This is a genomic window from Bifidobacterium sp. UMB1197 (genome assembly GCF_030217745.1).
Lineage (GTDB): Bacteria > Actinomycetota > Actinomycetes > Actinomycetales > Bifidobacteriaceae > Bifidobacterium > Bifidobacterium vaginale_B.
Genome location: NZ_JASOOL010000112.1, coordinates 1 through 232, shown reverse-complemented (window position 1 = coordinate 232; position 232 = coordinate 1). Strand labels below are relative to the sequence as shown.

Here is a 232-nt window from a genome sequence, read left to right as displayed (position 1 = left end):
GAACGCATCAGTGCTATTGTCTGCGCGAGGAGCCACAAAAAGCTGCGGAACGTGAGTTTTGCCAGCCGCTTCCTCGTTACTGCCTGCTTGCACTGGCTCAAGCACAAGAACAGCGCCAGCTTCGTAATCCTGACCCAAGCCAGTGTAGTATGCGAAAGTTGTGTCTGGTCTAAAAGCGTAGTCGCAATCGTTAGTGCGTACTTTTGGCTGACCTGCTGGGATAACAAGGCGC

At 53.0% G+C, this 232-nt stretch carries 1 protein-coding gene; it reads right to left on the bottom strand.

Annotated elements, in window-relative coordinates; translation table 11 throughout:
• Nucleotides 1-232, bottom strand: a 232-nt coding sequence (locus tag QP420_RS06845) for an aminopeptidase P N-terminal domain-containing protein (protein WP_481616909.1), incomplete at both ends; no start/stop codon positions are given.